This window comes from Muricoprocola aceti (assembly GCF_025567005.1).
GTDB classification, from domain to species: domain Bacteria; phylum Bacillota; class Clostridia; order Lachnospirales; family Lachnospiraceae; genus Marvinbryantia; species Marvinbryantia aceti.
This window is the reverse complement of sequence record NZ_JAOQKE010000040.1, coordinates 1-6688: the sequence shown is the minus strand read 5'-3', so window position 1 is coordinate 6688 and position 6688 is coordinate 1. Positions and strand designations below refer to the sequence as shown.

9 protein-coding genes are annotated in these 6688 nt (G+C 38.4%); all 9 read left to right on the top strand.

Annotated elements, in window-relative coordinates; all coding sequences use genetic code 11:
* The first annotated feature begins 148 nt into the window (after positions 1–148).
* A complete protein-coding gene (locus OCV47_RS15675; RefSeq protein WP_118071760.1) occupies positions 149–418 on the top strand; it encodes a DUF6462 family protein in 270 nt (89 codons plus the stop codon).
* On the top strand, positions 408–635 hold the full coding sequence (locus OCV47_RS15670) for a DUF6462 family protein (RefSeq protein ID WP_262655951.1): 228 nt from the start codon (positions 408–410) through the stop codon (positions 633–635). The genes OCV47_RS15675 and OCV47_RS15670 overlap by 11 nt, the downstream gene beginning before the upstream one ends.
* 14 nt (positions 636–649) lie before the next feature.
* Positions 650–1033, top strand: coding sequence for a TnpV protein (locus OCV47_RS15665; protein ID WP_262655950.1), 384 nt, complete (start codon positions 650–652; stop codon positions 1031–1033).
* A 9-nt stretch (positions 1034–1042) separates the two neighbouring features.
* Positions 1043–1222 carry a hypothetical protein gene (locus tag OCV47_RS15660; protein WP_055225720.1) on the top strand — a complete coding sequence of 60 codons (180 nt, stop codon included), beginning with the start codon at positions 1043–1045 and terminating at the stop codon, positions 1220–1222.
* 29 nt (positions 1223–1251) lie between these two features.
* Entirely contained in the window at positions 1252–1551 is a 300-nt protein-coding gene (locus OCV47_RS15655; protein WP_262655949.1) for a hypothetical protein, read from the top strand.
* Between the two features lie 702 nt (positions 1552–2253).
* A complete protein-coding gene (locus OCV47_RS15650) occupies positions 2254–2664 on the top strand; it encodes a single-stranded DNA-binding protein (protein ID WP_262655948.1) in 411 nt (136 codons plus the stop codon).
* Positions 2665–2809: 145 nt separating this feature from the next.
* Positions 2810–3016 (top strand): helix-turn-helix domain-containing protein, encoded by a 207-nt coding sequence (locus OCV47_RS15645; protein ID WP_262655946.1) that lies wholly within the window; start codon positions 2810–2812, stop codon positions 3014–3016.
* A gap of 15 nt (positions 3017–3031) precedes the next feature.
* Positions 3032–5827, top strand: coding sequence for a DNA methyltransferase (locus OCV47_RS15640; protein WP_262655945.1), 2796 nt, complete (start codon positions 3032–3034; stop codon positions 5825–5827).
* A 522-nt stretch (positions 5828–6349) separates the two neighbouring features.
* Positions 6350–6688, top strand: a 339-nt coding sequence (locus OCV47_RS15635; protein ID WP_262655943.1) for a DUF3847 domain-containing protein, incomplete at its 3' end; no start/stop codon positions are given.

The following is a 6688-nucleotide window of genomic DNA, read 5'->3' as shown; positions in this document are numbered from 1 at the left end:
ATGTCGGAAAGCCGTGTGAGGGAGAACCTCATGCACGGTTTGATGAGGGGAAAGAGGGCAAAGCCCTCTAACCTACTCTACCTTGGAAAGTGACATCCCAGCGGTCAGCTTCTGTAAAACAGTAAATCTAATTTTGGAGGAAAACATCATGGGTAAAAGTTATAAACCAATTACAAGTATGAAAGAAGTACCAGAGCAGCTTAGAAAATTACGCCGACAGTATCTGCGTTATCAACAGGCAGAAATCATTTACAGCATTTCCCATAAGAAACTTTTGGAGCTTGCAAGTGATGCAGGTGCAATTTACAGAATAGATGGAACGGTACTGATTAATCGGGATATTTTTGATACTTATCTGGAACGATTCCATGAACCGGCAACAGGAAAAGGAAAGGAGAAAATGACAGATGAGCGGTAATGTATGGATGTTTTCAGATGAGATTGACGATGAAGATCTGGAATTTATGAGCCATGACTATGTGACCTACAATATGGCATGTGAATATTACAGGTTGGGAATCAAACCAGTAGTCTGTATGGCACATGAAGCCGGAGCAGTATATAAGATTGGAAAGAAAGTATTGATTCGGAGAAGTTTATTTGAAGCGTATCTTCGGGAACAGAGGAAGATTTGATAGAGGAGAAGAACATGAGTGAACAGAGAAAAATAATACATGATGATAACAATGGATTAGATTATGTGCTGGTGGGAGATTATTACATACCGATGTTAGCTTTGCCAGAGGAAAACAGACCGATTGGTTACTGGGGAATGCTTCGGAAAGAATATCTGAAAAAATATAAATCGGGTATGTATTCTTATCTTCTGTTGACCGGAAAACTGGACAGCTATCTGGCAGATCTTAACGAACAGGCACAGGAACGGTATGAGCTGATTGAAGCACAAATGAGAAGTACTGAAGGCGTAACAGAAAAATTGAAGGCACGGAATCCTATGGAGCGGGTGCGGCAGTGTAATAACATCAAGAATCGTGTGCAGGAAATTGTGTTGAGTGAATTGATATATGTATAGGAGGATCGTATGAGATACAGGATTGAATATGCAGATGGAAGATGCTGCAATTTCGCAAACAGCAGAAAAGATTTACTGGATTGGTTGAAACTGTTGAAAGATGAACAGATTGTTGATATTCGTAAAATATATAAAAGCGGTGTTACCGATTCAGTTCTGGATAGTTACCGGAGTTATCTGAAACAGTGAGATAACATGGACAGGGCAGGTGTAAGTCTATGAAACTGACAGAGGAGAGTGAAGAATTTATCAATCTAACAATAACGGAGCATATGGGGAAAGAGTACGCAGAATGGAAAATAAAACAGCAGTCTGTGGCAGAGCCAGATAAAGTTGAAGAGGAATATGAAAAGGTAATTGCTTCATTATCACCAGAACAAGAAGAGGCAATTACAAAATACTGTGATGCCATATTTAGCAGTGGAGCAGATACAGAAGAATTTTTTTATCGTCTGGGACTGAAAGATGGATTGAAATTAAGGAAAGTAATAAAAGTCATATTGAAATCTCTTTCGTAAGTAAGAAAGTAATTTAAAGAAGCATTGGCTGCAATAGTGGTTGATGCTTCTTTTTTGATTTTTTCAAAATCATCTGACATTCTCTGCTTTCCCGTGTGTGATTAGTAGAAAAAACAAATTTTTCTGCGAAAGTACCGTCCAAACGCCCTCTGAAACTTGCGATTAGTGAGGGAATATTTCATTTCTGCGAAAAAAACTCGCAAAAGAGGGTTGGTAAATACTGTTTCCAACGCTTTATAGGTAGAGGAACAATTATTTTTCAAAAATTCTTCAAAATCATGTCCGTTTTTGTTCGTCCCAGTACAGAGTATGTGAAGGGACTAATGAAATTAAAAGAAAAAATGATAAAAATGCAAAAAAATATCACGATTCTTTTGCATCATGTCAAGTCATTTGACTTTAGTAATTAGAGGACGTTTTGGAATGTTTCTTCGCTGAACCTTGACAATTGATAAGTGCACCCTGGAAGCCTACCAGGAGTTCTGCCATGACCTTTCTTTTTCTGGAAGCAAGCGGAATCATAATGACACTTCCGATGATGGGCGGCTGACCGGAGCCTTATGGTCAGTGTCCTGCTGATGCAGGCAGAGGCAGTCTGAGACGGCTGCAGGTGACAGGGAAACGCACACTAGACCGCTGATGAAAAATGAAACTGATAACAATGTTTACAGGGTGAAATGCCCAGAAAGGACGGTAACGATTATGAATAAAGTGGTTTTAATGGGAAGACTGACAAAGAACCCGGAGATTAAATATGCCGGGAAAGATAATGATATGGCAGTAGCAAGATATACACTTGCGGTAAACAGAAGGTATAAACGTGACGGTGAGCAGGAAGCAGATTTTATTTCTTGTGTCACATTCGGAAATAGTGCAGAATTTGCACAGAAATATCTTCATAAGGGAATGAGGATTGTGATTGACGGTCGTATCAGTACTGGCAGTTATAAGGACAAAGACGGGAAGACAATTTATACCACAGATGTGGTTGTGGAAGAACATGAATTTGCTCAGAACAAGGACAGCGGTGCCGAAGCGAATTTGTCAAGAACAGGGAAAACAGATAAAGACGGATTCATGGAAGTACCAGATGGTGAGCTTCCATTTGACTAACCCGAAGTAAATGGTTGGAGAGGTTGTCTTGTGTCAGGACAGCCTCTTTTCCGTTTTATAGAAGATATCAAAAATTACAGGTATTTAACCTAATGAAATCGTGATATAATCAAAATATGTTTAGATGAAAAATATGGAGGCGTTTATGGGCGTAAGTTATAACAGATTATGGAAAATGCTCATAGATAAAAATATGAAGCGGATAGAGATGCAGTACCTTACCGGGATCAGTGGTAATATTCTTGATCGAATGGGAAAAAATCAGTATGTCTCAATGGAAACGATTGAGAAAATCTGCAAGAAGCTGGACTGCACCGTTGATGAGATGATGGAGTTTACAGATGAAAAGTAACAGGAGAGTGCCACAATGATAGATGCACAACAAAGAGCAGCAGCGAAAGCATTTGCAAAAAACTGGAAAGATCGTGGATATGAAAAAGGCGACAGCCAGATTTTCTGGGTGGAGCTTCTCACAACGGTATTTGGTGTGACGGAAATATCACAGTTTATTTCTTTTGAAGATCAGGTACACCTTGACCATACCAGTTTTATTGACGGGTATATTGAGAAAACCCATGTCATGATTGAACAGAAAAGTATCAACAAGAGCCTGACAGCTGCTATCCGACAGTCCGATGGATCTATGCTGACACCATTTGAACAGGCAAAAAGATATTCTTCTGAATTGCCGTATTCAAAAAGACCAAGATGGATTGTTACCAGTAATTTCCAGTCATTCTATATTTATGACATGGAAAAGCCGGGCGGTGATCCAGAGATTATCCAGTTGGAGAATCTGGAAAAAGAATACTATCGTTTACAATTCCTTGTAGATGAGGGAAATACAAATCTTCAGAGAGAAATGGAAGTTTCCATTGCCGCAGGTGAAATTGTAGGGCTACTGTATGATGCACTGGCAAAACAATATGTCGATCCAACCACAGAGCGTGCAATGAAAAGTCTGAATATCCTTTGTGTCAGGATGGTGTTCTGTCTTTATGCAGAGGATGCGGGTATCTTTGGACAGCATGGTATGTTCCATGATTATCTGGAAGAATTTGATGCAAGAAAAATGAGAAAAGCGATGATTGAACTTTTCCAGATTCTTGATACAAAGCCGGAGGACAGAGATCCTTATCTGAAAGATGATAACCCGCAGCTTGCAGCTTTTCCGTATGTGAATGGTGGACTTTTTGCAAATGAAGATATTGAGATTCCACCGTTTACAGATGAAATCAGGAATTTATTGTTAGAGAAGGCATCAGCAGATTTTGACTGGTCAGAAATCAGTCCGACTATATTTGGCGCTGTATTTGAGAGTACGTTGAATCCTGAGACAAGACGCTCTGGCGGTATGCACTACACCAGCATTGAAAATATTCATAAAGTCATTGATCCACTGTTTCTGGATGATTTGAAAAATGAACTGAAAGAAATTCAGCAGATAACGGTTCAGAGAACAAAAGATAAAAAGCTGAGAGACTTCCAGACAAAGTTATCAAATCTCCGGTGGCTTGATCCGGCATCGGGAAGTGGAAATTTCCTTACAGAGACATATATCAGTATCCGGCGATTGGAGAATGAAGTCATAAAAGAATTGCAGAGAGGACAGATTACTTTTGGTTTTGATGAGTCTTCTCCAATCCATGTTTCTATTGATCAGTTTTATGGAATCGAGATAAATGATTTTGCTGTCACAGTTGCAAAGACAGCACTGTGGATCGCAGAATCACAGATGATGAAAGAGACAGAAGACATCGTTCATATGAATCTGGATTTTCTGCCATTGACAACTAATGCGTTTATTGTGGAAGGAAATTCTTTGCAGATTGACTGGGAGAGTGTTGTACCAAAATATCAGGTTTCCTATATTATGGGAAATCCTCCGTTTGTGGGTGCTAGAGTAATGAGTTCTGAACAGAAAGATGATGTGAAAGAAATTTTTCAGGGCTGGAAAAATGTTGGAAATATGGATTACGTTTGCTGCTGGTATAAGAAATGTGCAGATTTTATGAAGAATACATCAATACGAGCCGCATTGGTTTCGACAAATTCTGTTTCCCAAGGAGAAAGCGTTGCTAATTTGTGGAAACCACTATTGGAAAATGACGTGCATATTGATTTTGCATATCGAACATTTCAGTGGGATAGTGAAGCAAAGATAAAGGCCCATGTGCATTGTGTGATCATTGGATTTAGTATTGCACCTTATAATAAACCAAAGAAAATATTTATAGATGAAAGATATCAAATTGCAAAAAACATCAATGGTTATCTTTTGGATGCAGTGAATGTATATGTTGAGAGCAGAAACAAGCCTATCTGCAATATTCCAGAAATTGGAATTGGAAATAAGCCAATTGATGGTGGGTATTATCTTTTTGAAAAAGAGGAAATGGAAGAGTTCATAAAAAAAGAACCTGAAGCAAAAAAATATTTTCGCCCGTGGTATGGATCAAAAGAATTTATTAATAGGTCACCGAGATATTGTCTTTGGCTAGGTGAGTGTAGTCCTGCTGAATTAAGAAAACTTCCATTGTGTATGGAAAGAGTAAGAGAAGTAAAAGAATATCGTCTGCAAAGTACAAGTGCTGGAACTGTAAAATTAGCTGAAAGACCAACAAGGTTTCATGTGGAAAATATGCCAAAAGGACAGTATATAGTTATTCCTGAAGTTTCATCTCAGAGAAGACGATATGTTCCGATGGGATTTTTTACACCTAATATTTTTTGTAGTAATCTTGTGAAAATTATTCCAGATGCAACACTCTATCATTTTGGAGTGCTCACATCTAATGTACATATGGCGTGGATGCGTGTTGTCTGTGGTCGATTAAAAAGTGATTATCGTTATTCTAAAGACATTGTTTACAATAATTTCCCATGGCCTGAGCCGAGCACTCAACAACGGCAAAAAATTGAACAGACTGCACAGGCAATTCTTGATGCCAGAGCATTATATCCGGACAGCAGTCTAGCAGATCTTTATGATGAATTGACTATGCCGCCGGAACTGAGAAAAGCACATCACCAGAATGATATGGCGGTCATGCAGGCATACGGATTCACAAAAGGCAGTGAAGCCTATAAAAGCGAAGCAGCCTGTGTTGTGGGACTGATGAAACTTTATCAGAAGAAAGTAGAAGACCTTGAAAAAAGATAACACGCCGGATACGGCATAATTCTCTTAGCAAAGCTAAGAGCGCATTTCTATACAGGTGATGGGATCTGCCTGTATCGTGCGACCAGCGGTGCTGTTTATGGATTTGAAAAATTTTGGTGGGTTGAAATAAATGTAGATAAATATCAAGGCGACAATGATAAAAAGTACAACAAAACAGATTATGCAGAAGTAACTTACGCATATAAAAGCAAAGCCTTGATTTGGAATCCAGCACCAGCTATGATGGACAGAAGAAATAGAAAAAATCAAGAAAAGCAAATTTTAAGGGAAAAATATAATATTAATATTTAAGTGTTTCTAATGAATGGAGAATAAGATATGGATAGATTATATTTAGGAGTGTGAATAATTTTACTATCTACACGATTTAGATCGAAATGTTATAAAAGTGTGGAAGTATTTGCACTCAATTGAAAATAAGATTAGCTTTTGTGTTAAGAATCGGTATTAGAGAGTGTACCGGTTCTTTTTATTTACAGAAAAAGTAGGGAGGTTGAAAAATTGAGCAGAGCGAAAAATTCCAAATATGAATCCATGTCACTGGAAGAATTGAAAGCCAACATGGAAAAAAGCAGAAAGCAATTGGAACATGCGATTCATAATAAAAATCTTCTGGAGCAGAGAAAAAAGCTGGTGGAGCGAAAGGAACGTTCCCATAGATTGATTGTTAAAGGAGCAGAGTTTGAAAAAGCATTTCCATTATCAAGAGATCTGGAACAGGAAGAAGTTCAGGATGTTATGGATCAGTTGCAAAACAGTAAGAGCCGGATCTCGTTTGCTCCTGAAGACATGGTTTTTCGCTCCTTTTCTATGGATCTATTATACCATAAAACATGCGAA